This is a genomic window from Pantoea sp. X-Soil-TKNS-1211 (genome assembly GCF_059730495.1).
This window is the reverse complement of sequence record NZ_AP035953.1, coordinates 1,961,646-1,981,133: the sequence shown is the minus strand read 5'-3', so window position 1 is coordinate 1,981,133 and position 19,488 is coordinate 1,961,646. Positions and strand designations below refer to the sequence as shown.

The window sequence follows — 19,488 nt, the reverse complement described above, 5'->3', positions numbered from 1 at the left end:
CTTTTTGTGCCATGTGCATTTGATTGTTTGTAAAAACTGTCATCACTCCCTTCATATAACTGGGTAAGATTCTTATTTATTTTAGCAAACCCACTATTTAGCGAATCATTATCCTGCTGAAAACATGATAGAACGAGTTGTCGACCTCATTTATATGCTTCCTTCCGTTAAGATTTTCTCTTGTCATAGAAAATTCTGATGCCGCGTCGCAGTCTTGCTGTATTTTTTTAGGATTTGTATGATGCATCACATTCCGACACCACAATGGAAATTGGACAGGGATTGTTGATTCCAATGCAAAATGAACTGAGTAAAACGTCCTGGGATGATTATCAGCTGGCAACGACGCCAGAGCAGCTGTTAGAGGCGCAAGATTCTTCAGGGGTTAAATACACTATCTGGCCTGACAGGAACTATTATTTACGACTTGGCATCCATGCTGCTTTACTTGAAAAACAGCATAACCACCTGAAATTTAGTTTTATCTTTGTCGACTTCTCTCACTACAACATCAAACTTTTCTCTGATCCAGACTGGATTAAGCATTTAGTCAGAAGCGGAAGTGGATTGATATTATTATCTGACTATAGAATGGATAATCTCGCTTCCTGGTGGTGGAAGCACCACCAGCACATCGCCACCGTTATCTATTCCAGTGATTGCCAACAGAACATTAACAAAAAGATCAAAGATGTTCTCATTGGTCGCTGGGGCAATGGACTTAAAACAGGCAGTCTGACCACCGTCGAGGTTGAGGTATTAAATCTTCTGGTGCAGGAATGCACCTTAACGGATATTGCGAATTCTCTTCAACTGGATAAAAAGAAGCTTTATAACATCCGATTTTCTTTACAGAAAAAATTAAACGGTGAAATCAATAAGCTGTTTCTTTTTTAAGCCAGTTTAACATTCAACTGAACCCGTCACCTTAAGTGACTCCGCCCCAGTATGGGGCGGTGTTTTATTTCTCGCGATTTTGTAATTCAAGAATATTTTTCTCCAGCCGGGCAATCAGAGTCACCATCTGGTTAACCTCTTCCAGGCTGATCCCACTGAGGATGTCGTCGCGAGTCGCATCGATCACACTCTCAACCTGTTCGATGATCGGCTCCGCCTGACGGGTCAGTTTGATGCGCTTCGCTCGACGATCGTTAGCACAGGTCGAACGGGTGATTAGCCCCTTCTCTTCCAACTGGTCAAGCGTACGGACCAGTGAGGGTTGCTCAATACCAATGGCTTTAGCCAGTTGAATCTGCGACTGTTCTGGCGGGAGTTGATGAATATTGTGCAACGTCACCCAATGCGTTTGCGTCAATTCAAGCGGTTTCAGACGCTGGTCGATCAAAGCACGCCAAATGCGCACCAGGCGAGACAGATCCGTTCCGAGTGTCGTATCCATTTCATCTCCTTATAATTAGCTTGCTAGCTATCAAGCCAGATTTTACACTATTCTGCGAGTTTACAGGACAAAATACAAATCCCAGGCCAGCTGACACACGCACTCATCTACGCTTCATTGAGAGAGAATCTGGGTTTACTAAGGATGATAACACGTGTCTGTTTTCCCCCTGACTGCTAACGCGCCACTCACTGACCTGGTTTTTGGTGCCTCCCTCTTCTTCCCACCGCTGTTCAAAGCGGTGCTGCTGGGTTTCTTTTTCTGGCTGTTGATTCATCCCTTGCTGCGTGGCTGGATGTACTCCGGTGATATCTGGCATCCCACATTAATGGATCTTTCCTTGTTTGTACTGTGCGTCAGCGCCGCACTTTGGTTATTGAGCCTCGGATAAATCACCATGAAATTCAATCCCTTTAAATATTTTGCTACCCTAATTGTGTTTGCCCTGGCGTTACTGGCGGGCTGGTGGATGTGGAATTACTACATGCAATCACCGTGGACGCGTGACGGCAAAGTCCGTGCCGAGCTGGTGGATATCACACCTCAGGTCTCCGGACGTATCCTGTCATTGGAGATACGCGACAATCAGTTTGTACATAAAGGAGAGAGCTTGTTGACGCTCGATCCGGTGCCGTGGCAAATCGCGTTGGATAACGCTGAGGCACAGTTAGCAAAGGCGCAATCGGACCAGGAAAAAGCCCAGCATGAATTGAACCGGCGCAGCAACCTGCCACGTAATGTGATTTCAGCGGAGGATCTTGATGCTGCGCATCTGACAGCCAATGCTGCCGCAGCAACCACCAAAGCGGCACAGGCAACACTCGACCAGGCGCGCTGGAACCTCGAACAAACCCAAATCAGCGCACCCACCGATGGCTGGATCAGCAACCTGACGCTGCGCCCAGGCAATTACGCCACGGCAGGTACACCGTTGTTCTCACTGGTGGATAGCCATTCTTGGTATGTGATGGGGTATTTCGAAGAGACTAAATTGCGTCATATCCAGCCGGGTGCTACCGCCAACATCGTGCTGTACAGCAACGGCCAGCGCCTGCAAGGCAAAGTTGAAAGCATCGGGCGCGCCATTTACGACCAGAGTGTCGATAGTGACAGTGGTTTGGTGCCGGATATCAAACCGAATGTTCCCTGGGTACGGCTGGCGCAACGAGTGCCGGTGCGCATTCGTCTTGATGCCATTCCGGATGGCGTCCCGCTGGTAGCGGGCACCACCTGCACCATCTCGATTGTGCGCTGAGGCCAGGGATGAATTTACAGTGGCTGGCGTGGCAAAACCTCCCCTGGATAAAAGCCAGTAGCGGCGAATGGCGCTATGCGTTACGCAATGCTATCGCTATGTGTCTGGCGTTGACGGTGGCTTACGCTTTGCAACTGGACCAGCCTTACTGGGCAATGACCTCAGCCGCGGTAGTCAGTTTTCCGACTGTCGGTGGTGCCATCAGTAAAAGCCTGGGGCGCATTGTCGGCAGTTTACTCGGTGCCACCGCCGCGTTGCTAATTGCCGGACATACGTTGAATGAACCCTGGTTGTTTGCCTTCTTTATGGCGGGTTGGCTGGCATTATGCACATGGATTGCCAACCACTATCAAAACAATGTGGCCTACGCCTTTTCACTGGCAGGCTATACCGCCGCCATCATCGCTTTCAGCAGTGTCAACATTACCGACATCAGTGATCTATGGACCATTACCCAGGCACGTGTTTGTGAAGTGATTTCCGGTATTTTATGTGCCGGGTTAATGATGATGGTACTGCCCAGCACCTCGGATGGTCACGCGCTTATGCGGTCGCTGCGCCAGATGCACGCCAGGCTGCTGGAACACGCGGTACTGCTGTTGCAACAAAGCAGCACTGACAATATTCGCACTGCGCATGAAACGGTGATCAGCCAAATTCTGACCATGAACCTGTTACGTATTCAGGCGTTCTGGAGCCACTACCGCTTTCGGCGACAAAATAATGTCCTTAACTACGTACTGCATCAACAGTTGCGCCTCACCAGTGTACTCTCCAGCTTACGCCGGATGCTGCTCAACTGGCCCGAGGCACCACAGTCATTGTTTGATGCCATGCAAACGCTGCTACACGAATTGGCGCAGCCGGAGTGTGATAAATACCAGTTGGCGTTGATACTGCGTGGCATTACCCCCGCCACCGCTGGCGACTATCGCCAACGTGCCTTTGTACAACGTCTGCGCTACTTTTGCTGGGTCTATTTGAACGTGCAGCGCTGGATCAGGTTGATTGAACGTGCCGATGCAGATACGCGATTTCAGCCTCCACGTGTTCCGTCGCTGGCGCGCGAAAGCGATAACGCCGAAGCCGGATGGAGTGCCCTACGCACTTTTAGCGTGATTATGTTGGGGTGTGCGTTCTGGATTGCCACACAATGGGATTCCGGCGCAGCAGCATTAACGCTGACCGCTATTGCCTGCGTACTCTACTCTTCAGCCCCCTCTCCGACTGGCAGCATCTCTCTGTTGCTGAAAACCCTGCTATGGCTGTCGTTGTTTAGCTTTGTGTTGCAGTTCGGCCTGATGGTGCAAATCAGTGCGCTGTGGCAGTTTTTGTTAGTGTTGTTCCCTCTGCTCACTACGTTGCAACTGTTCAAATTGCAACAGAAAACCCGCGCGGGCATGTGGGGGCAATTTATCGTGTTTATGGGATCGTTTATTGCGGTCAGTAACCCGCCTGACTGGGATTATCAGAGTTTCCTCAATGATAATCTGGCGAAGGTGTGCGGCGTGATGTTAGCCTGGCTGGCCTTTCAGGTATTGCGTCCCAGCTCAGACGCCAGGCGTAGCCGTCGCCATATCCGTGCTCTGCGTCATGCCTTCCTTGATCAGTTACGTCGCCATCCACGCCTGAGTGAAAGCCGTTTCGAGTCACAGATTTATCATCATATTAGTCAATTAAGTACCAGCCGTGATGAACAGGCGCGGGTGTGGTTACTGCGCTGGGGCGTGGTGCTACTCAACTGCTCGCATGTTGTCTGGCAACTGCGCGAATGGCAGCCAGGGTCTGCTACTCTGGCCAGAATGCGCGACAGCAGCCTGCAAGATTTACAACGTATTATGAGTATCCGTGGGGTGCGTCATATACCCTTGCAGGCCACACTGGATGAGCTGGAGGCGATGATTGCGCAATTGCCGGTGCAGGATAGCGAAGCCAACACGCTGGCCGGCATTCTCTGGCGATTACGCTGCTCGCTGGCACAGCTCAAACAGGCAGTACCGGGATAATTACTGACAAAATTGCTGCTGCTGGCGATTGAAATCATCCTGCAACTCTTGCAGGGTTTTCCGCCCTTCAAAACGGGTTCTGTCCTGCTCCGACATGGGTTCGATCACCAGCGCTTTCTCTTCGGAAGAATAAATAAAGCGCCGTGCCAGTTCAGTTCCGGTAAAACTTTTACCTTCGATACTGCCACAGACCATCGTCAGGGTATGGTGAAAAATCTCGGCATGGGTGAATTCGGTTTCGGTCGCGCTGCGCAACACATTCTGGCAGCCTTTTTTCTCCAGCTTTTCCAACGTGCGCTGCGTCAGCCATTCACGTCCACGAGCAATATTTTCACAACTGGCACGCAGCGGGTTGAGGTCGATGACTCTTTGCAGTTGTCGACTGGCATCGAGCCGCAATTGCGTATCATTGGGGTGATCACAACCGACCAGCAACGCACATAACAACATGATCCCACTCGTTTTCATTCCTGCCCCTGAGCTTTTTTCCTTGCAGGTATCATAGGCGGGAAAAAACGATGGGAACAGCGCAAAAACGCAGAAGAAATGTCTGGTTACGCAAATCAAGGCGGCTCCGGGGTTGCCGCCTCATGTTAAATCACGCCGCAGGCAAAGCGCGCACCACCACCTCCCAGCGGTTTGGGATGATCGGCATGATTATCTCCCCCCACATGCACCATTAACGCTTTGCCTTTGATTTCACTCAGAGATTTGATACGCGGAGCCAGTACCGGATAGTCTGCCGTACCGTTGTCGGTAACAAACAACGCCGGCAAATCACCGAGATGGCCGTTAGCATAAGGCCCGAGATGCTTACCGGTGTTCGCCGGATCAAGATGCCCGCCCGCCGCTCCCGCAGCAACAATTTTGCCACCCGATTCTCCGGGTTCACAGCTCCCTTTCGCGTGAATATGGAAACCGTGGACACCCGGCGGAAGGCCACTCAATGCGGGGGTAAATTGCAGTCCGTATCGGGTTTCACTGATGGTGACTTTACCAATAGCAGCACCCGTGCCTTGTTCGGTCACCTTGTGCAACGTCACCTCTTCGGTCGCCGCTTGCGCAACGCCCATACATAACATCGCCAGAACAGTTATCAGGGTTCTATTCATAATATCGCCTTATGGTTAGCTTCCCTGTAAGCCTGGCTGCTTTTTGTCCTGCCTGCCGTGTTTTGACACTTTTTTACGCGTCAGGGCACATCGTAGCCCAGCGCAGCCTTACGAATGCGGAACCACTGCTGGCGATCCAATGTGAGTTGACAACCCGCGACGGCATCACTGACACGGGCTGTTTTGCCGGAACCAATAATGGGCAGTGGCCGACTTGGCAGTTTCATTACCCAGGCATAAACCACTTGTTCAATATTGCTGGCAGAGATTTCTTGTTTCACCAGATTGAGTTCATCGCGCAGTGGCTGGTAATGCGGATCATTAAATATACGACCACCACCAAGGCACGACCACGCCATTGGGCGCATACGCAGTTGTTGACATTGATCCAGCGTACCGTCCAGCAAGGTGGTTTGTTCCAGCGGAGAGATTTCTAACTGGTTAGTCACTAACGTAAAGGGCAGTCGAGACTGCAACAACGTAAATTGTGTCGGTGTGAAATTGGATACGCCGAAGTGACGCACCTTGCCGCTCTGATGTAAAGCAAGGAAGGCCTCAGCCACTTCATCCGCATCCATCAGAGGATCGGGACGGTGAATCAATAACAGATCAAGGTAATCAGTGTCGAAATGGCGCAGCGAATTTTCTACGCTGTGCAAAATATGTCGGGCTTCGGTGATGTAATGGCCGATGTGGTGTTCCGGTTTGGCGCGCGTGGCAATGCCACACTTGGTGACAATTTGCAGTTGTTCGCGCAATCCCGGCCGTAATTTCAGCGCATGACCAAACGCCGCTTCACAACGGTAGTCACCATAGATGTCGGCGTGGTCAACGGTGGTGATGCCCAGCGCCAGATGGTGTTCAATAAACTGTGCACATTGTTCTGGGGTCATCCCCCAATCCATCAGACGCCAGTAGCCCATAATCAACGGCGAGAACAGGGGTCCCTGCGGGGCCATTTGTTGCGGTTGTAGCATCAAAACTCTCCCTTAAACACAATTCTCAATGATGAATCGGCAGTATAACGGAAAGTAACCTGAAGGGACGGTCAGAACAGTGAGGGTTGTTGCGGTTCGTCAGGTTGCTCATTTTTTTGACTGCGCTGGATACGCAACCAACGCTGACGACACAAGCGCAACACATCACGCTTTTGTGCATCGCTGTATTGCATCCAGTTAAAGCGCTCTTCCCGGCTGCGCAGGCAACCACGGCAATAACCTCGCGCATCGCTCTGGCAAATACCGCGACAGGGACTGGGTACGGGAAAAAACTCAAGTTGTTCGGCCACTTCAACTCCGACGTCATGGGTTTGCAGCATATTGATAACAGCTTAGTGACATTGTGCAAGGAGTAAACGCTCACGGTCTACATTTCACGCAATAAATCCCCTAATCAGCACAAGGGTTACTGCTGCTTACCAAACAGGTCGCACGGCCTGGCCGTGCATTGAGGTTTCGTTAAGGTTTTCCTCATATTTTGTCTCTAATCTGACGCCATTCCGTTCCATGATTGAGTTTCCATGAAATCCCCGAATAAGTTACAGTGTCACAGTGGCTGGTTTAATTTCAGTGCTGCTTTCTTCTTTGCCATCATCTTAAACGGTCTGTTTTTGCTGCGGGCCTGGCAGATTATTAGCTACGAACGACTGCATGATTATCTGTTTGCCGCCAGTATTCCGGTGGTGCTGATTTCTGCCTTCTACTTCATTTTTAGTCTGATCGCCTGGCCATTTATCCGTAAGCCGCTGTTGATTGTGCTGGTACTGACCAGCGCCGCCGCCAACTACTTTATGCACAGTTTCGGCACCGTCATTGACACCAATATGATCGAAAACGTCTTCGAGTCGAATGCCCAGGAAGCCGGTGCACTGATCAGTCGTACATGGGCAATCTGGATGCTGCTGATGGGCATTCTGCCCGTCGCGGTCATCAGTAGTGTGCGCATCCGTGGCGGACAACGCTGGTGGTGGAGCCTGCTGCAACGTCTGGCCGGTGCACTTGGCGCGCTGCTGGTCATTTTGCTGATGGCAGTGTTGTTTTATAAAGACTACGCCTCGCTGGTCCGTAACAATAAAGGCCTGGTAAAAATGATTACCCCGGCGAATATCGTCAGTGGCACCGGTCATTATGTTGATCAACGTTGGCTTCAGGGCAACCAGCAACTGGTAAAAATTGGCGAGGATGCGCGTAAAGGTCCGTTGATTTCGTCTGAACAGAAGAAAACCCTGGTGATATTGGTGGTGGGGGAAACCGGTCGTGCAGAGGACTTTTCCCTCGGTGGCTATAATCGAGACACTAACCCGCAGTTGAAACAACAGCAGGTGATCTATTATCCGCAAGCCAGTTCCTGTGGCACCGAAACCGCCGTCTCTGTGCCCTGTATGTTCTCAAATATGTCGCGTGAGCATTACGACGCCAATCTTGCGCATCATCAGGAAGGCTTACTCGATGTGCTGGCGCATGCCGGGGTCAGTGTGCTGTGGCGTGAAAATGATGGGGGTTGCAAAGGGGCCTGTGATCGTGTGCCACATACCGACATGACGATGTGGAATCTGCCGCAGTATTGCCACGATGGTTTTTGTCTCGACGATGTTTTGCTGCATAACCTGGATAATTATATCGGTAGCTTACATAACGATGGCATCATCGTACTCCATCAGATGGGTAGCCACGGTCCGGCTTATTATCAGCGCTATCCAGCCCAATTCAGACGTTTTACCCCGACCTGTGATAGCAATCAGATTCAGGACTGCGACCATCAGGCACTGGTAAATACTTATGATAATTCACTGCTCTACACTGATGATATGCTGAGTCGTACCATCGACAAGCTGAAGTCGCTGAGTGATCGTTTCAATGTGGCGATGGTGTATCTCTCCGATCACGGAGAGTCGCTGGGTGAACATGGCATGTATCTGCACGGTGCGCCTTATATGTTCGCCCCTTCGCAGCAAACGCATATTCCGTTACTGCTGTGGATGTCGCCCGGTTACGCCAACGCGTACCACATTAATCAGGGCTGTTTACGCCAGCAGGCGGGGGATACACCAGTGTCACAAGACAACCTGTTCCATACCCTGTTGGGCATGTTCAACATCCAGACTGGCGAGTATCAACCTCAGCTGGATATGATCAGATCGTGCCAGACTCTCAGTTAAGCATTGTATTAGACTGACTGGTCTACTAATCTGCTGCCCATGAACAAGACTCAACAACGCAACGAAACCCGAGAACATCTGCTCGCTACTGGCGAGCAGCTGTGTCTGCAACGTGGTTTTACCGGCATGGGCCTCAGCGAGATGCTGGCGCTAGCGGAAGTACCGAAAGGTTCGTTTTACCACTACTTCCGCTCGAAAGAAGCCTTTGGCGTCGCCCTGCTGGAGCGTTATTTTGTGCACCATTTGCAGATGATCGACCGACAGCTCAATCAACCGGACGCAACAGCACGCGAGCGGTTCCTGCAACATTTCCGCAGCGCTGAAAGCGTTTTTATCGAACAGGGCCATATTATGGGTTGCCTGGGCGTGAAACTCTCTGCAGAAGTCTGCGATTTGTCGGAACCGATGCGCGATGCGCTGCAACAAGGTGCGAATGCTGTTATCGGCGCCTACGCCCGCTGCCTGAAAGAAGTGGCCGCAGGACAGCCACTGCCTTATGGTCAAACCCCGCAGCAGCTGGCACAGCGCTGTTATTTGTTATGGCTGGGTGCCAGCCTGCAAAGCAAAATTTCACGAGAGCCAGGGCCAATCAGCCTGGCGTTTGAAACCATTGAACAGTGGCTGAATAGCCACTGATTTTAAAAACTGCAGTTTCTAGACGACCGGTCTAATACAGGAGTCAAACATGGCGAGTAAACAGCTGTTCTCCCCTCTGAAAGTGGGTGCGATTACCGTACCTAACCGTGTTTTTATGGCCCCGCTGACGCGTCTGCGCAGCATCGAGCCAGGCGATATCCCGACGCCACTGATGGCTGAGTATTATCAGCAACGGGCCAGCGCCGGGTTGATCATCACCGAAGCAACGCAAATTTCTTTCCAGGCGAAAGGTTATGCAGGTGCACCGGGGCTGCATACTCAGCAGCAAATTGCCGCGTGGAAAGCAATTAACGAAGCCATTCATGGTGCGGGTGGACATAGCGCGGTTCAGCTCTGGCATACCGGCCGCATCTCTCATAATAGCGTGCAGCCAGACGGCCTGCCTCCAGTGGCACCTTCCGCGCTGGCCGCAGGCACACGTACTTCACTGCGCCACACCGATGGCAGCGTCTATCGTGAAGATACCTCGCTGCCACGTGCGTTGAGCATCGCAGAAATTCAACAGATTGTGGCAGACTTCGGTCAGGCTGCCGCTAATGCGCGCGAAGCAGATTTTGACCTGCTGGAATTGCACTCTGCCCATGGTTATTTGATGCATCAGTTCCTTGCGCCGGGATCCAACCAGCGCACCGATGAATATGGCGGCTCGATTGCCAAACGCGGTCGTTTCGCGCTGGAAGTGGTAGATGCGGCGATTGCCAACTGGTCGGCTGACCGTATTGGTATCCGTATTTCACCGATTGGTGCTTTCCAGAACCTGGAGAACGGCCCGGATGAAGAAGCCGCTGCACTGTGGTACATCTCCGAGCTGGGTAAACGTAAAATCGCTTATCTGCATCTGTCAGAACCGGACTGGGCAGGTGGCCAACCCTACAGCGATGCTTTCCGTGAGAAAGTGCGCGCGCTGTTCCCCGGGGTGATCATTGGTGCCGGCGCCTATAGCGTTGAGAAAGCAGATGACCTGATTCAGCGTGGTCTGATCGATGCCGTCGCGTTTGGCCGCGATTTTATCGCCAACCCGGACCTGGTTGCGCGCCTGCAACAAGATGCGCCGCTTAACCCACAACGCCCGGAAAGTTTCTACGGCGGTGGTGCCGAAGGCTATACCGACTACCCTACTCTGTAAAATCACCCCGCTGCCGCCCCAATGTGCGGCAGCGCTGTTTTTTCGTAGCGTTAACTCGCTATACTTAGCTTTTGTGCTTTTTAAAAGAGGATGTTATGCGTTTACTTCATACTATGTTACGCGTTGGCGATCTGGAACGTTCAATTGAGTTTTATACCCAAGTGCTGGGTATGCGTCTGCTGCGCAAGAGCGAGAACACGGAATACAAATACACGCTGGCTTTTGTCGGTTACACCGAAGAGAGCGAAGGTGCGGTGATTGAGCTGACCTACAACTGGGGCGTGGATAGCTATGACCTTGGTAACGCGTACGGTCATATCGCGCTGGGCGTTGATGATGTTGCTGCCACCTGTGACCAAATCCGTCATGCCGGTGGCAAAGTGACGCGTGAAGCCGGTCCGGTAAAAGGCGGCACCACGGTCATTGCATTTGTTGAAGATCCCGATGGCTACAAAATCGAGCTGATCGAAAACAAACATGCCGGACACGGCATCGGCAACTAACGCTGTTTGCCAGGTCAGCCTGGTCTTTTACGGGCTGGCCCTCCTCTGCTGCTGCACCCTCCCGCGATTTTTGCCATAATGCGCGCTGCCTCAATTATTGCTATGAGATCCTGATGTCTGAATCGAACGCCTTAAATGCTCTCCATCAACGCTTTCGCGGTTTTTATCCCGTGGTGATCGACGTCGAAACTGCCGGTTTTAATGCCAAAACCGATGCCCTGTTAGAAATCGCTGCCACCACCCTGAAGATGGATGATGACGGCTGGCTGCATTGCGACGAAACGCTGCATTTCCACGTTGAACCTTTTGAAGGCGCGATTCTTAACCCGGAAGCCCTGGCGTTTACCGGGATTGACCCCAGCAACCCGCTGCGTGGCGCGGTGAGCGAATATGATGCGCTGCATGCCATTTTTAAGATGGTGCGCAAAGGAATGAAAGACACCCATTGCAACCGTGCGATCATCGTGGCGCACAATGCGACCTTCGATCATAACTTCCTGATGGCTGCCGCTGAGCGCGTCAGCCTGAAGCGCAATCCCTTTCATCCGTTCGCGACGTTCGATACCGCAGCATTAAGTGGATTAGTGTTGGGGCAGACCGTGCTGGCAAAAGCCTGCAAGGCGGCAGGAATGGATTTTGATAGCACTCAGGCGCATTCGGCCCTGTACGACACCGAACAAACTGCCATCCTGTTTTGTGAACTGGTGAACCGCTGGAAGCGCCTGGGTGGCTGGCCACTGGCATACAGTGACGATCTGTCGGAAGAAGACACCGCCGAGTGACCAAAAGAAAGGCCGACGATTGTCGGCCTTGCCATTATTCTGCTTCTTTATGCTTCTCAGCAGTTTCTTTAATCAGCGGCTGAAGTTCACCACGCTGGAACATCTCAACGATGATGTCGCAACCACCAACCAGCTCGCCATCAACCCACAGCTGCGGGAAAGTCGGCCAGTTAGCGTATTTTGGCAACTCAGCACGGATATCCGGGTTTTGCAGGATATCAACATACGCGAAGCGCTCACCACAGGCAGACAGAGCCTGTACCGCTTGTGCAGAGAAACCGCAGCTTGGCAGTTTCGGCGAACCTTTCATGTACAGCAGGATCGGGTTTTCTGCGATCTGGCGCTGGATTTTCTCAACAGTACTCATTATTGCCTTCCTTAATTCCTCACTTCGTGTTTGTTTATTGTAGCGACTTCACCCCCGCACTGAAAACGGGATTTTGCAGTCGAGGCACATCAATCGCCATGTTTGTTAAGTTCCAGTACCACACATAACATTTCCATATCATGAATAAGCATGAACCGATTAATAATTGGCAATATTTCTGCTGGGTTAACCAGCTGAAATCGCTCATTTTTGCCCCATATCAAGTCTGCTAACAGATTAATAGAAAAATGCCTTACCTTTTGGAAAAAAACTGGATTAGAATCATCTCGGCGCTGATCATTGATCAGATTTTTCTAACATAGCCGCAGGCTGTTACTTCAGACTGCTTAACCTGTAACCGGACTATGCGTTTACTCATTACGCTTTTTATGCTGGCTTTCGCTCAACTGTTTTTTAATGTGGCTTCTGCATCCCCGCATGCGCCCATCAATGCCAGTTTGCATAACGCTGAGAAGAAAAGTGCGCGCGAAGATGAGCGTCGTAAACGACGCCCGGTAAAAACCAGCACGAAGAAATCCCGCCTCGCCACCAGTGTTCAGAAGTTAAAGCTGAAAAAACAGCCGAAAACAGAAACCGCGCTGCATAAAACCCGGAGTAAAAAGACCCGGCTGAAATCGCCGTCAAAAAAATATGGTCATCAGCGTGTAGCAAAGAAAACTGAGAAGTTGGACGATGACCGCGATCTGACCACCATCAAGATGAGCAATTCTCATCGTCAGCGTTATCAGAAAGCGCGAGAGACCGCGATGAACAAACTGATGGGGCAGATTGGCAAACCTTACCAGTGGGGCGGCACCTCACCACATACCGGTTTCGATTGCAGTGGTTTGGTGTGGTATGCGTACAAGGACCTGGTCAAATACAAATTCCCACGCACCGCGAACGAAATGTACCACCTGCGTGATGCGGCACCGATTAAGCGTGACATGCTGGAGAAAGGGGATTTAGTGTTCTTCCGCATTAATCATCGTGGTACTGCCGATCATGTTGGCGTTTATCTTGGCAACGGCAAATTTATTCAGTCGCCACGAACCGGTAAAGATATTCAAATCAGTGCGTTGGGTGAGGATTACTGGTTGAAACACTATGTCGGCGCACGCCGTATGATGACGCCCAAGACCATCCGCTAGAGCAACCCGATCGAAAGAAGAAGCCGGACACTGATTTTCAGGTCCGGCTTTTTTATTAATGAAGGATCGCGGTGAAGCTGAATACGATAATCATTAGCAGCGCGCCCACGGTGGTAAACAGCGCCAGTTTCAGGTCTGTACTCATCACAACTCCTTAGTCACATTAATTGAAGGGTTATCGTGATTTTCTCACACCCCCCGGCAAAAATCTCGTGTTATCCGCGCCAGCTTGCTAGAATCGCCGCCTTTCGTTGCGCAACAGTTTTTGCGCACGCTGTGTTTGCGGCAAGTTAAAGTGTTATTGACTGAGTGTTAACGTCTTTTTCTTCGCCATTTGCCCCGAAAATCGGGGCGCAAAACCATTAGCAGACGCAAACGTTTAACAATATACTTATCAGTTAGTTGCGATAAGCCCGGGAGTACCATTTTCATGGCAACAATTAAAGATGTGGCGAAACGCGCCGGTGTCTCTACCACCACGGTTTCGCATGTCATCAACAAGACGCGTTTCGTCGCGGAAGAGACGCGTAACGCCGTATGGGAAGCGATCAAAGAGCTGCATTACTCGCCCAGCGCCGTGGCGCGCAGCCTGAAAGTTAACCACACCAAAACTCTGGGGCTGCTGGCCACCTCCAGTGAAGCCCCCTATTTCGCCGAAATTATCGAGGCAGTGGAAAACCATTGTTTCGATCGTGGTTACACGCTGATCCTTGGCAATGCGCATAACGATCTGCAAAAACAGCGCGCGTATCTGTCAATGATGGCGCAGAAGCGCGTCGATGGCCTGCTGGTCATGTGTTCTGAATACCCTGATGACCTGCTGACCATGCTGGAAGAAAATCGCAACATCCCGATGGTGGTGATGGACTGGGGTGCATCGCGTGGCGACTTTACTGATACGGTGCAGGATAACGCCTTCCAGGGCGGTTATCTTGCCGGTCGTTACCTGATAGAGCGTGGCCATCGTGACATCGGTGCTATTCCTGGACAAATGGAGCGCAACACCGGCGGTGGCCGTCATGCAGGATTCATGCAGGCGCTGAACGAAGCAGGCATCACTGCGCGCCCCGAGTGGATTGTGCAGGGTGATTTCGAACCGGAGTCAGGTTATCAGGCGATGCAGCAGATCCTCAATCAGAAACAACGCCCAACTGCGGTGTTCTGTGGCGGCGATATCATGGCTATGGGCGCGATTTGTGCCGCAGATGAAATGGGCCTGCGTGTGCCACAGGATATTTCGGTGATCGGTTATGACAACGTGCGCAACGCCCGCTATTTCACTCCCGCGTTAACCACCGTGCATCAACCCAAAGCCCAGTTGGGGGAAAAAGCGCTGGAAATGCTGCTGGATCGCATTACCAGCAAGCGTGAAGAACCGCAGACCATTGAGGTTCAGCCGACGCTGATTGAACGTCGTTCCGTCGCGGATGGCCCCTTCCGCGACTACCGCCGCTAAGCCTCCGTTTCGCTCAGCCATTCCTGGTTGAGCGTTTCGGCATCGCCAAGATAGGTCAACAACCAGCTCAATGCCGGTGAGTTGCGTTGTTCTGACCAGCTGACACAACAAGGGCTATCCGGGAACGGCGTGGGTAACGCTAACTCAGTTAGGGCACCGCTATCCAGCAACGGTCGGGCTAAATGGCCCGGCACCATGCCAACGCATAATCCAGCCAGCAAGCAGTCGAGGCCAGTTTCCCATTCCGGCACCACCAGTCGGCGCTGATTATCCAATGTCCAGGTCATACGTCGCGGCAGCGCCCGTGAGGTGTCTTCCAGCACCAGAGAAGGCCAGGCTCTCAGGGTCTCTTCGTCCAACAAGGTACTTTTCGCCAGTGGATGATCGGGACTGACCACACAGCGCCAGTTAAGTGCCCCCATGTCCTGAAAAGCGAAACGACCGCCAACCGGGATCGCCTGGGTGGCGCCAATTGCCACATCGACCCGCCCATCGGCCAGCGCATCCCAGACGCCGTTGAACACTTCATAGCTGATTATCAACTCCATATCGGGAAAGTGGCGATAGAAATCCTTGACCAATTGACGAGTACGCTGCGGTTTCACAATACAATCCACCGCAATACTGAGCTGACCACGCCAGCCATTCGCCAATTGTTGGCACTGCCGCCGCGTGGCCAGCATTTTTTTGATAACACTTCGCCCCTCACGTACAAAATGTTCTCCTGCCGCCGTTAACACCACTTCCCGATGCTGACGTTCGAACAACGGCACAGCCAACCAGGTTTCGAGCTGGCGCACCGTATAGCTGATGGCAGAAGGCACCCGGTGTAACTCCTGCGCCGCCGCACTGAAACTACCGGTTCGAGCCACAGCATCCACCACCTCAAGAGCGTATTCAGACCACATGTTTTTGCCTGCAAATTTTTTGATAGCACTGCGCAAATATTAACGTTTCACAAAGCCCCTCGCACGCTTTTACACTCCCCCGCGTTTACCTGTCTAAAGAGAATTACCATGTTGTCATCAAAAGGATTTCTGCCTTATCTTGCTTTACTCAGCATGCTGGGCTTTCTGGCTACGGATATGTACCTGCCGGCATTCGGTGCCATGCAGCAGGATTTTGCCACCACACCCGGCACGATCAGTGCCAGTCTCAGCCTGTTCCTTGGCGGGTTTGCCTGCGCGCAGGTGTTCTGGGGACCGCTGTCTGACCGATTCGGTCGTAAGCCGATTCTGCTGGCAGGATTAGTGATTTTTGCCCTCGGCTGCCTGGGGATGTTGTGGGCGACTGACGTCCGCCTGATGCTGGCGCTGCGCTTTGTACAGGCTGTGGGTGTCTGTGCGGCTGCCGTGAGCTGGCAGGCATTGGTGGTGGATCGTTATCCGCAGAGCCAGGCTAACAAAGTTTTTGCCACCATTATGCCGCTGGTTGCCTTGTCACCGGCGCTCGCCCCATTACTGGGTGCCTGGCTGATGGGACATTTTCACTGGCGAAGCATCTTCCTGCTGCTGACGCTAATCACCCTGGTGTTGCTGATCGGTACTCTGTGCCTCGCCAATCCCAGGCGTACTCAAACCACCCGAGCGCCTCAGCCAGGCTGGCTGACGCTGCTGGCATCACGTTCCTATAGCGGTAATGTATTGATTTATTCAGCCTGTTCCGCCAGTTTTTTCGCCTGGCTGACCGGTTCACCCTTCATCCTCGCGGATGTAGGTTTGTCACCGGCGGATATTGGTCTGAGCTACGTGCCGCAGACTATCGCCTTTCTGATCGGTGGATTTGGCTGCCGCGCGCTACTGAATCGTTTTCACGGAAAACAATTGCTGCCGTGGTTGCTGGTGATCTACAGTCTGAGCATTCTTGGCCTGTTTGTGGTGGCACAACTCTCTTCACCGGCCCTGTGGGCATTGCTGCTGCCGTTTTGCGGCATGGCGCTGGCAAATGGTGCTATCTATCCGATTGTGGTCGCCAGCGCCCTGCTGCCCTTCCCCCAGGCGACGGGTAAAGCCGCTTCATTACAGAATTTGCTGCAACTCGGATTATGTTTTGTCGCCAGCCTGGTGGTTTCCGCCGGATTACAGCAGGCGCTGCACAGCACCAGCCTTGTCATGCTCGCCACCGTGGCACTCGCCTGGGCCGGTTTCGCCTGGCAACGTACGGCAAACGCACAAAGTGATGTTGCTCACAACTCCTTAGCCTGCGAAGATAATCACTGATGCAACGACTTTAGTTAGCAACCTAACGATAAGTCGTTGAATATTGACCCACGTAAGCATATACTGCGTGGGTCAGCATTTCTGTAACAAATCAATAACATAATTGTATTAATATTAAGCGACCCTGTCGCTGGGATGGCGTCTGCACGATATTCTCCGCTGTGTTGTGCCAGACATTTCTATTCAGATTCATACCTCTGTAAAACGTCGGATATCTGGCGCACGGATTTTCCGTGAGTTCTCTCACAAGCCTGGAGAAATTGGCTATTATTTTCTCAGGTTGAAATCGGAAAGGTGATGGAGAAGCTATGAGTTCATCGTGTATAGAAGAAGTGAGCCTTGAAGAAAACCACTGGTTTCGTATCGCCCATGAATTACTGGAACGGGCTGATATTGCTATCAACGGCACTCGCCCCTGGGATATTCAGGTTAAGCATCCGGATTTTTTTAAACGGGTTTTGCAGGAAGGTTCACTGGGCCTGGGTGAAAGCTATATGGACGGTTGGTGGGACTGCGAAAGTCCCGACATGTTTTTCCACCGTGTACTGAAGCATCATCTGGATCAGCAATTACCTCATCATTTTAAAGACACGCTGCGTATTGCAGCTGCGCGTCTGACCAATTTGCAATCGAAAAAACGCGCATGGATTGTGGGTAAAGAGCATTACGATCTTGGCAATGACCTGTTTTCCTTGATGCTTGATCCTTTCATGCAGTATTCCTGTGGTTACTGGAAAGATGCCGAGACGCTGGAACAGGCTCAGCAGGCCAAACTTGATATGATTTGCCGCAAGCTGCAACTGAAACCCGGCATGACATTGCTCGATATTGGTTGCGGTTGGGGTGGTCTTGCAGAGTTTGCCGCACGCAATTATGGCGTGAAAGTGCATGGCGTCACCATTTCGGCAGAGCAACAGAAGATGGCACAGGAGCGTTGTGCTGGTCTGGACGTCACCATCCTGTTGCAGGATTATCGTGACCTGAATCTGCAAGTTGACCGTATCGTCTCGGTCGGCATGTTCGAACATGTGGGTCCCAAAAATTACGCGACCTATTTTGAGGTGGCCGATCGTAATTTGAAGCCGGACGGTATTTTCCTGCTGCATACCATTGGGGCGATTAAAACCGATATGAATGTGGATCCCTGGATCGACAAATATATCTTCCCGAATGGTTGTCTGCCCTCCGTACGTCAGATTGCCAATGCCAGCGAATCACATTTTGTGATGGAAGACTGGCACAATTTTGGCGCGGATTATGACACCACGCTCATGGCCTGGCATGCGCGTTTTCTTGACGCCTGGCCGCAGCTGGCAGAAAAATACGGCGACCGTTTTAAACGCATGTTCAGCTATTATCTTAATGCCTGCGCCGGTGCATTCCGCGCGCGCGATATTCAGCTGTGGCAAGTGGTTTTTAGTCGTGGGACTGAGGGCGGCCTGCGCGTCGCGCGTTAAACCCGAGATATTGTAGCGGCGTGATTTATCACGCGCTTTTAAAACAGTGCGATAAATCGCGCCGCTACGAATTAGCTGTTATTCGCTCTCATCGGACTGGTGATGCGCCAGTGCGGTGGCTTCACGTTGCGCAAGTACGCGCTCCACGGTTTCCACAATCGCCTGCGTGTGCGGATCAATCTCGATATTCACCTTGTAGCCCAGCTTCTTGGTGCCAAGCGTGGTGCGTTCAAGCGTTTCCGGTATCAGGTGCACACAGAATTTACTCTTCGTCACATCGCCAACCGTCAGGCTGATACCGTCAATGCCGACAAAACCTTTATGCAGAATATATTTGATCTGCGCCGGATCCTGTAATTTAAACCACACTTCACGGTTATTTTCGGACTGAATGATTTTACAGATTTCTGCCGTGGTCATAATATGACCAGACATTAAATGGCCGCCAATTTCGTCGCTGAATTTCGCCGCACGTTCAATATTGACGACACCCCCCACCTGTAATTCACCCAGATTGGTAATCCGTAGGGTTTCTTTGATTAAGTCAAAGCTGACCTGATCACCCTCAATCGCCGTCACCGTCAGGCAGCAACCGTTATGCGCCACTGACGCGCCCAGCGCCAGCCCCGGCAATAACTCCTCCGGCAGCTTCACCACATGGGTACGAAACAACTCTTTTTCTTCGATAGCAACAATCTCTGCTGTGCCTTGCACAATTCCAGTAAACATAATCTCAGCCTCTGCGAAGTTTGCGCTAGTTTATCACAGCTGAGCCGTTCGGGTTTAATTAGGCGGCGGGTGAAATTTACACAGCCGTTTTAACAAAATGCGAACAAAGTTT

The 19,488-nt window shown here is 51.7% G+C and carries 22 protein-coding genes; 13 read left to right on the top strand and 9 right to left on the bottom strand.

Features of this window, described 5'->3' with window-relative positions; translation table 11 throughout:
• The first annotated feature begins 294 nt into the window (after window positions 1-294).
• Window positions 295-897 carry a hypothetical protein gene (locus AC6I8W_RS09530; protein ID WP_497837929.1) on the top strand — a complete coding sequence of 201 codons (603 nt, stop codon included), beginning with the start codon at window positions 295-297 and terminating at the stop codon, window positions 895-897.
• 64 nt (window positions 898-961) lie between these two features.
• On the opposite strand, the gene slyA is transcribed toward AC6I8W_RS09530, so the two are convergent.
• Window positions 962-1,399 carry a transcriptional regulator SlyA gene (gene slyA / locus AC6I8W_RS09525; protein ID WP_497837928.1) on the bottom strand — a complete coding sequence of 146 codons (438 nt, stop codon included), beginning with the start codon at window positions 1,397-1,399 and terminating at the stop codon, window positions 962-964.
• 154 nt (window positions 1,400-1,553) lie between these two features.
• Between slyA and AC6I8W_RS09520 the strand changes: the two genes are divergently transcribed.
• From AC6I8W_RS09520 to AC6I8W_RS09510, 3 genes are read left to right on the top strand one after another with little or no spacing between them, the layout of a single operon-like run.
• The gene (locus tag AC6I8W_RS09520) at window positions 1,554-1,790 is read left to right on the top strand and encodes a DUF1656 domain-containing protein (RefSeq protein WP_021185232.1); all 237 of its coding nucleotides are present in this window, start codon (window positions 1,554-1,556) and stop codon (window positions 1,788-1,790) included.
• A gap of 6 nt (window positions 1,791-1,796) precedes the next feature.
• Window positions 1,797-2,654, top strand: coding sequence for an efflux RND transporter periplasmic adaptor subunit (locus AC6I8W_RS09515; RefSeq protein WP_497837927.1), 858 nt, complete (start codon window positions 1,797-1,799; stop codon window positions 2,652-2,654).
• Between the two features lie 8 nt (window positions 2,655-2,662).
• Window positions 2,663-4,660: an FUSC family protein gene (locus AC6I8W_RS09510; RefSeq protein ID WP_497837926.1), complete on the top strand. Its 1,998-nt coding sequence runs from the start codon at window positions 2,663-2,665 to the stop codon at window positions 4,658-4,660.
• Here AC6I8W_RS09510 and AC6I8W_RS09505 read toward each other — a convergent pair whose 3' ends face one another.
• From AC6I8W_RS09505 to AC6I8W_RS09490, 4 genes are all read right to left on the bottom strand, one after another.
• Window positions 4,661-5,128, bottom strand: coding sequence for a hypothetical protein (locus AC6I8W_RS09505; protein WP_497837925.1), 468 nt, complete (start codon window positions 5,126-5,128; stop codon window positions 4,661-4,663). It abuts the gene before it with no gap.
• Window positions 5,129-5,253: 125 nt separating this feature from the next.
• Window positions 5,254-5,772, bottom strand: a complete 519-nt coding sequence (sodC, locus tag AC6I8W_RS09500) for a superoxide dismutase [Cu-Zn] SodC (RefSeq protein WP_497837924.1) — start codon at window positions 5,770-5,772, stop codon at window positions 5,254-5,256.
• An 80-nt stretch (window positions 5,773-5,852) separates the two neighbouring features.
• Window positions 5,853-6,749, bottom strand: a complete 897-nt coding sequence (locus AC6I8W_RS09495; protein WP_497837923.1) for an aldo/keto reductase — start codon at window positions 6,747-6,749, stop codon at window positions 5,853-5,855.
• Between the two features lie 71 nt (window positions 6,750-6,820).
• The gene (locus tag AC6I8W_RS09490; protein ID WP_497838146.1) at window positions 6,821-7,060 is read right to left on the bottom strand and encodes a DUF1289 domain-containing protein; all 240 of its coding nucleotides are present in this window, start codon (window positions 7,058-7,060) and stop codon (window positions 6,821-6,823) included.
• 231 nt (window positions 7,061-7,291) lie between these two features.
• Between AC6I8W_RS09490 and eptA the strand changes: the two genes are divergently transcribed.
• The 5 genes from eptA (at window position 7,292) to rnt (ending at window position 11,997) form a co-directional block, all read left to right on the top strand.
• Window positions 7,292-8,929: a phosphoethanolamine transferase EptA gene (gene eptA, locus AC6I8W_RS09485; RefSeq protein ID WP_497837922.1), complete on the top strand. Its 1,638-nt coding sequence runs from the start codon at window positions 7,292-7,294 to the stop codon at window positions 8,927-8,929.
• Window positions 8,930-8,968: 39 nt separating this feature from the next.
• Window positions 8,969-9,565, top strand: coding sequence for a TetR/AcrR family transcriptional regulator (locus AC6I8W_RS09480; protein ID WP_497837921.1), 597 nt, complete (start codon window positions 8,969-8,971; stop codon window positions 9,563-9,565).
• Window positions 9,566-9,614: 49 nt separating this feature from the next.
• Entirely contained in the window at window positions 9,615-10,712 is a 1,098-nt protein-coding gene (locus AC6I8W_RS09475; RefSeq protein WP_480370878.1) for an alkene reductase, read from the top strand.
• Window positions 10,713-10,807: 95 nt separating this feature from the next.
• Window positions 10,808-11,215, top strand: a complete 408-nt coding sequence (gloA, locus tag AC6I8W_RS09470) for a lactoylglutathione lyase (RefSeq protein ID WP_021185242.1) — start codon at window positions 10,808-10,810, stop codon at window positions 11,213-11,215.
• Between the two features lie 113 nt (window positions 11,216-11,328).
• Window positions 11,329-11,997 (top strand): ribonuclease T, encoded by a 669-nt coding sequence (gene rnt / locus AC6I8W_RS09465; RefSeq protein ID WP_497837920.1) that lies wholly within the window; start codon window positions 11,329-11,331, stop codon window positions 11,995-11,997.
• Between the two features lie 34 nt (window positions 11,998-12,031).
• Here the strand turns inward: rnt and AC6I8W_RS09460 are convergent, their stop codons facing one another.
• Entirely contained in the window at window positions 12,032-12,367 is a 336-nt protein-coding gene (locus AC6I8W_RS09460; RefSeq protein WP_497838145.1) for a Grx4 family monothiol glutaredoxin, read from the bottom strand.
• Window positions 12,368-12,729: 362 nt separating this feature from the next.
• Here AC6I8W_RS09460 and AC6I8W_RS09455 point away from each other — a divergent pair, with 362 nt between their 5' ends.
• Window positions 12,730-13,515, top strand: coding sequence for a C40 family peptidase (locus AC6I8W_RS09455; RefSeq protein ID WP_497837918.1), 786 nt, complete (start codon window positions 12,730-12,732; stop codon window positions 13,513-13,515).
• A gap of 55 nt (window positions 13,516-13,570) precedes the next feature.
• Here the strand turns inward: AC6I8W_RS09455 and cydH are convergent, their stop codons facing one another.
• The gene (gene cydH, locus AC6I8W_RS09450) at window positions 13,571-13,660 is read right to left on the bottom strand and encodes a cytochrome bd-I oxidase subunit CydH (RefSeq protein ID WP_150105780.1); all 90 of its coding nucleotides are present in this window, start codon (window positions 13,658-13,660) and stop codon (window positions 13,571-13,573) included.
• A gap of 285 nt (window positions 13,661-13,945) precedes the next feature.
• Here cydH and purR point away from each other — a divergent pair, with 285 nt between their 5' ends.
• A complete protein-coding gene (gene purR / locus AC6I8W_RS09445) occupies window positions 13,946-14,971 on the top strand; it encodes an HTH-type transcriptional repressor PurR (RefSeq protein ID WP_497837917.1) in 1,026 nt (341 codons plus the stop codon).
• On the opposite strand, the gene punR is transcribed toward purR, so the two are convergent.
• Window positions 14,968-15,879, bottom strand: coding sequence for a DNA-binding transcriptional activator PunR (gene punR, locus AC6I8W_RS09440; protein WP_497837916.1), 912 nt, complete (start codon window positions 15,877-15,879; stop codon window positions 14,968-14,970). The two genes, purR and punR, sit on opposite strands and share 4 nt — an antisense overlap.
• A 108-nt stretch (window positions 15,880-15,987) precedes the next feature.
• Here punR and punC point away from each other — a divergent pair, with 108 nt between their 5' ends.
• Together punC and cfa are read left to right on the top strand one after the other, a co-directional pair.
• Window positions 15,988-17,190 (top strand): purine nucleoside transporter PunC, encoded by a 1,203-nt coding sequence (punC, locus tag AC6I8W_RS09435; RefSeq protein ID WP_497837915.1) that lies wholly within the window; start codon window positions 15,988-15,990, stop codon window positions 17,188-17,190.
• 308 nt (window positions 17,191-17,498) lie between these two features.
• Window positions 17,499-18,647, top strand: a complete 1,149-nt coding sequence (cfa, locus tag AC6I8W_RS09430; RefSeq protein WP_497837914.1) for a cyclopropane fatty acyl phospholipid synthase — start codon at window positions 17,499-17,501, stop codon at window positions 18,645-18,647.
• Window positions 18,648-18,725: 78 nt separating this feature from the next.
• On the opposite strand, the gene AC6I8W_RS09425 is transcribed toward cfa, so the two are convergent.
• Window positions 18,726-19,376 (bottom strand): riboflavin synthase subunit alpha, encoded by a 651-nt coding sequence (locus AC6I8W_RS09425; RefSeq protein WP_497837913.1) that lies wholly within the window; start codon window positions 19,374-19,376, stop codon window positions 18,726-18,728.
• Window positions 19,377-19,488 lie beyond the last annotated feature (112 nt).

What these genes read in the sequence shown, in the direction of transcription:
- AC6I8W_RS09530 (WP_497837929.1), top strand. Translation starts at nt 295, where the DNA reads ATGCAAAATGAACTGAGTAAAACGTCCTGGGATGATTATCAGCTGGCA.
- slyA (WP_497837928.1), bottom strand. Translation starts at nt 1,399, where the DNA reads ATGGATACGACACTCGGAACGGATCTGTCTCGCCTGGTGCGCATTTGG.
- AC6I8W_RS09515 (WP_497837927.1), top strand. Translation starts at nt 1,797, where the DNA reads ATGAAATTCAATCCCTTTAAATATTTTGCTACCCTAATTGTGTTTGCC.
- AC6I8W_RS09510 (WP_497837926.1), top strand. Translation starts at nt 2,663, where the DNA reads ATGAATTTACAGTGGCTGGCGTGGCAAAACCTCCCCTGGATAAAAGCC.
- AC6I8W_RS09505 (WP_497837925.1), bottom strand. Translation starts at nt 5,128, where the DNA reads ATGAAAACGAGTGGGATCATGTTGTTATGTGCGTTGCTGGTCGGTTGT.
- sodC (WP_497837924.1), bottom strand. Translation starts at nt 5,772, where the DNA reads ATGAATAGAACCCTGATAACTGTTCTGGCGATGTTATGTATGGGCGTT.
- AC6I8W_RS09495 (WP_497837923.1), bottom strand. Translation starts at nt 6,749, where the DNA reads ATGCTACAACCGCAACAAATGGCCCCGCAGGGACCCCTGTTCTCGCCG.
- eptA (WP_497837922.1), top strand. Translation starts at nt 7,292, where the DNA reads ATGAAATCCCCGAATAAGTTACAGTGTCACAGTGGCTGGTTTAATTTC.
- AC6I8W_RS09480 (WP_497837921.1), top strand. Translation starts at nt 8,969, where the DNA reads ATGAACAAGACTCAACAACGCAACGAAACCCGAGAACATCTGCTCGCT.
- AC6I8W_RS09475 (WP_480370878.1), top strand. Translation starts at nt 9,615, where the DNA reads ATGGCGAGTAAACAGCTGTTCTCCCCTCTGAAAGTGGGTGCGATTACC.
- gloA (WP_021185242.1), top strand. Translation starts at nt 10,808, where the DNA reads ATGCGTTTACTTCATACTATGTTACGCGTTGGCGATCTGGAACGTTCA.
- rnt (WP_497837920.1), top strand. Translation starts at nt 11,329, where the DNA reads ATGTCTGAATCGAACGCCTTAAATGCTCTCCATCAACGCTTTCGCGGT.
- AC6I8W_RS09455 (WP_497837918.1), top strand. Translation starts at nt 12,730, where the DNA reads ATGCGTTTACTCATTACGCTTTTTATGCTGGCTTTCGCTCAACTGTTT.
- cydH (WP_150105780.1), bottom strand. Translation starts at nt 13,660, where the DNA reads ATGAGTACAGACCTGAAACTGGCGCTGTTTACCACCGTGGGCGCGCTG.
- purR (WP_497837917.1), top strand. Translation starts at nt 13,946, where the DNA reads ATGGCAACAATTAAAGATGTGGCGAAACGCGCCGGTGTCTCTACCACC.
- punR (WP_497837916.1), bottom strand. Translation starts at nt 15,879, where the DNA reads ATGTGGTCTGAATACGCTCTTGAGGTGGTGGATGCTGTGGCTCGAACC.
- punC (WP_497837915.1), top strand. Translation starts at nt 15,988, where the DNA reads ATGTTGTCATCAAAAGGATTTCTGCCTTATCTTGCTTTACTCAGCATG.
- cfa (WP_497837914.1), top strand. Translation starts at nt 17,499, where the DNA reads ATGAGTTCATCGTGTATAGAAGAAGTGAGCCTTGAAGAAAACCACTGG.
- AC6I8W_RS09425 (WP_497837913.1), bottom strand. Translation starts at nt 19,376, where the DNA reads ATGTTTACTGGAATTGTGCAAGGCACAGCAGAGATTGTTGCTATCGAA.